At 40.4% G+C, this 3,664-nt stretch carries 6 protein-coding genes; all 6 read left to right on the plus strand.

Annotated features, from left to right (window positions below; genetic code table 11):
- The coding region (locus tag LSG37_RS20845; protein WP_233081936.1) for an ankyrin repeat domain-containing protein at positions 1-433 on the plus strand (433 nt) is incomplete at its 5' end.
- A gap of 273 nt (positions 434-706) precedes the next feature.
- Complete coding sequence (locus LSG37_RS20850) at positions 707-1,549, plus strand: REP-associated tyrosine transposase (RefSeq protein ID WP_233081937.1); 843 nt, start codon at positions 707-709, stop codon at positions 1,547-1,549.
- A gap of 130 nt (positions 1,550-1,679) precedes the next feature.
- The gene (locus tag LSG37_RS20855) at positions 1,680-2,000 is read left to right on the plus strand and encodes a DUF5992 family protein (RefSeq protein WP_233081938.1); all 321 of its coding nucleotides are present in this window, start codon (positions 1,680-1,682) and stop codon (positions 1,998-2,000) included.
- A 524-nt stretch (positions 2,001-2,524) separates the two neighbouring features.
- Complete coding sequence (locus tag LSG37_RS20860) at positions 2,525-2,851, plus strand: hypothetical protein (protein ID WP_233081939.1); 327 nt, start codon at positions 2,525-2,527, stop codon at positions 2,849-2,851.
- A 140-nt stretch (positions 2,852-2,991) separates the two neighbouring features.
- Positions 2,992-3,309 (plus strand): hypothetical protein, encoded by a 318-nt coding sequence (locus tag LSG37_RS20865; RefSeq protein ID WP_233081940.1) that lies wholly within the window; start codon positions 2,992-2,994, stop codon positions 3,307-3,309.
- Positions 3,310-3,468: 159 nt separating this feature from the next.
- Positions 3,469-3,664, plus strand: a 196-nt coding sequence (locus LSG37_RS20870) for a hypothetical protein (RefSeq protein WP_233081941.1), incomplete at its 3' end; no start/stop codon positions are given.

Raw genomic sequence — 3,664 nt, forward strand, 5'->3', positions numbered from 1 at the left:
TAGGCATCAAGACAGCCGTTTCTTACAGCTGGCATTATCATACGGTGGCGACCCAAATCTGCGAGGCGGGATGTATGACAGCCCAGCAATTTGGGAAACAGTTAAGTCAGAGAATACAAATATCCCGAATAATTATTATCAGTTGATTGCAGCCGGAACAGACCTTGAAATCAAAGATAACATAGGTACAACATTGTTAGGGCATGCGGCGGCTTTAGGTCGATATGATGTAGTTCTGGATTTGTTAAATCGCGGTGCTAATTTTCAAATGGTGAATCGCATGGGTATGGTTTTATTGTTTCATTGTTTGGATCGTGATGAAAAGGTACTTGATAACAAATCTTCTGTTTATCAACAAAAGAAAAAAGTTGAACAATGGCTGCGAGACCGAAATATTGATTACAGTAAAGTTAAGCCAGAACAGATTAAATAGACGATCTTCTTTAAAATAGTTTCGCTTGAATATGCTTTGAAATACTTAGTTAAACAACTGGGGTCAGGTCTTGAATCGTGCATTGAATTTTGAATCGTAAACAACTGGGGTCAGGTCTTGAATCGTGCATTGAATTTTGAATTGTTGTCAGGTTCAGGTCTTGAGCGTTGCATCGGCTTTTAGATGCAACAACCAAGGATAAGTAAAGCAGCCTTGCTGCTGTTAGAAAGTTTGACTATGTTCTGGTAACTATTTTCTGTTTTGGGGTTAAGGATGAGTCGCCCATTACGATTAGAGTTTGCCGGAGCTTTGTACCATGTGACCTCAAGAGGGAATGAGCGTAAGGCCATTTATCTGGAAGATGCAGATTTCCAGCTTTTTCTGGACACAGTAGCGCAGGTGTGTGAGCGATATAACTGGGTTATTCACGCCTATTGTCTGATGACCAACCATTATCATCTTTTGGTTGAAGCGCCTGATGCAAATTTAAGTTTGGGCATGCGCCAGCTGAATGGGGTGTATACCCAGTTGTTTAACCGGGCTCATAAGCGAGTCGGGCATTTGTTTCAGGGCAGGTACAAGGCAATCTTGGTACAAAAAGACAGTTATTTATTGGAAGTCAGTCGTTATATTGTTTTAAATCCGGTGCGGGCCGCTATGGTGGACCATTGTATCGAGTGGCCCTGGAGCAGCTATGGCTTTACCTGCCATCAACAGCAAGCCCCTGAGTGGTTGGCTGTTGAGCAATTATTGTCTTTGTTCGCTCGTGAGCGCACAGACGCTATTGCCAGATATCAAGATTTTGTTATGCGGGGTGTGGACAAACCCTTGTGGACTGAGGTAAAGCGGCAACTGTATTTAGGTTCAGACAGCTTCGTCAGTGAAATGCAAAGCAAAATTGAAAAGCCCGAATTGTTGTCTGAAGTTCCCTTTGTACAAAAGAGAGCACCAGTTAAAGCTATTGCCTGGTATGTTCAGCAGTGTGCAGGAAACAGAAATAAAGCGGTTCAAATGGCATTTGCCAGTGGCGGTTATACCCAAGCTGACCTGAGTCGTTACTTTGGGCTGCATAGCAGTACAGTGAGCCGGATTATTTCAGGGCAGAGTCATAAATGAAATGGACTACGCAATAACGCCAGTGTTGTATAGCTACACCCTTTGACTTACAAATAGGTTTGAAAATAAACCCAGTCATTAATGAATGGGTTTCTTGAATACTAAAGATTATCCCTGTGGGAGAAATGATATGTTATCTGTTAAAAAAATATATGTTCTTTTTTTTGGTTTTTTTATGTCAATGACCTGTCTTGCATGGGATGGAATAACTATCGGTAAGATACATACTATTGATGTGACAGATGCCGAAAACTTCGCCTTTCGTATTACATTTACTAACGGCGAGAAATTCTGTGGTATTCATACTTGGGCATTCTTAAACAAGTCTGACAGTAATTATGATACCTATGTGAGTGTGTTATTGGCTGCAAAGATGGCTGAAAAAACTGTTTCGGTGTACACAACGTCATCAGGTGGGTACTGTAAAATTGGTTATATAACTGTTGTATAGTGAGAACTAAGAAACCCACGGGGTAGGTCTTGAATGTAGCGCTATATTTTGGATAAGTTTTATTATTATTTGCGAACAAAATGAGTAAGAATAATTTAATGAATGGTAAGGGCTCTAAAGTGAAGAAAGTTATTTTTGCATTGTTTTTCATTTATTCATCTGTCCTATACGCAGCAGGTTGGACAATACCGCCTCTGTAGACCATGTGGAAGTTATTCGGGCGCAGGGATTTGAAATCAAAGGGGCTTTTGGTAACCCTTCAAATTGTGAGGCAGGTGATTCTGTATTCGTTTCGATAGAACACCCACAATATGATCAATTGTTATCAGTAGCATTGGCAGCTTTTATGGGTAACAAGAAGCTCCGCATTTATTCGCATCAGTGTGTTAATTACGGTTGGCATGGCGGTACCCATAATGAGCTGAACAGTCATGGTTCAATGTATTTGGTACATTAGTCGATCAAGGCAGTCAATGGAATCATGTTTTGAATATTGTCCCAGTAAAAATTTAATAGGAATAATAATGAAACCATTGTTCGCCATTATGCTGTTGTTGTTATCTGCGGAAGCATTTGCAGGTTCACAGAGGGGTACTGTTAGTTCGGTTATTGTACGGGCCAGTGATGGCTTAACCTATTTTACTATTAATATTACTGCTAAGTCAGGTAGTCCTTCATGTGCAACCAAGAGTTATTGGATGATTAAAGACGAAAACTCCGAGGTGGGTAAGAAACAATACTCCTTGCTATTGGCGGCACTGGCTTCTGGCCGTGAGTTAACTGTAGTAGGTATGAATACTTGTACCCGATGGTCAGATGGTGAAGATATAGATTGGTTACAGTTGAATTAATTGCAGGCAGGGTCAAATTGTTTTTTCCTGTCCGATGGATAGTCAACAAAAGCAAGGTTTGACCTCCTGTGTGAGGCACCTTGGCAAGCGATGAAATGTTATATCACAGTGGATAGTATTGTAATTACAAAGGAATGCTTATGTCTTATCTAAAAAAAGCTTCTGCCGCAGTTCTGCTGTTTTCTGCAGCCACCTATGCAGCAGACAATTATTTACGTGGAAATGTTATTAATGTAACAACCACTGCGAGCGGTCTGATGGTCATGCTGGATACTGGTATTCCAACCAATTGCCAGGGGACACCCAGCAACTGGATGTTGATTAAAGAAGAAAATAAAACAATGGTTTCTCTGGCTTTAGCGATGTGGGCTTCTGGGAAAAGAAATGCCACAGTTTATACAGTTGGCACAAGCCCTGGCGCATACTGCGAAATCACCCAATTAGATCCGGTTGATTAATTAGAAGCTATTAATCGACAGGATCAGTTTTTCACTTTGTTATATAAAGCTGAAAGGCCTGTCGTATTCAGAGTATTCTTTAAAGTCTGAAAACCAATAAGAGTGGTACATGGATTCTTAATGTGGTTAAAAGTTGAATATGTATCAGGATGTAACGTTATGAAATTTTTGTTGATATTGGTGTCACTTATGTCGCATTCATTGTACGCAAATAACCTTTGGTGCTATGGAAAAGTTAGTGGTGTTTATATTAATAAAGAAGGCGATGTGATTGTAAATGCAAGCTGGCGCAATGACTGGACCCGTATTTGTAATTTAAATACGGCAGGTATGCAAAGCATTTGCCCTTTGTGGG

The sequence above is a fragment of the Rheinheimera soli genome (assembly GCF_021290985.1).
Lineage (GTDB): Bacteria > Pseudomonadota > Gammaproteobacteria > Enterobacterales > Alteromonadaceae > Pararheinheimera > Pararheinheimera soli.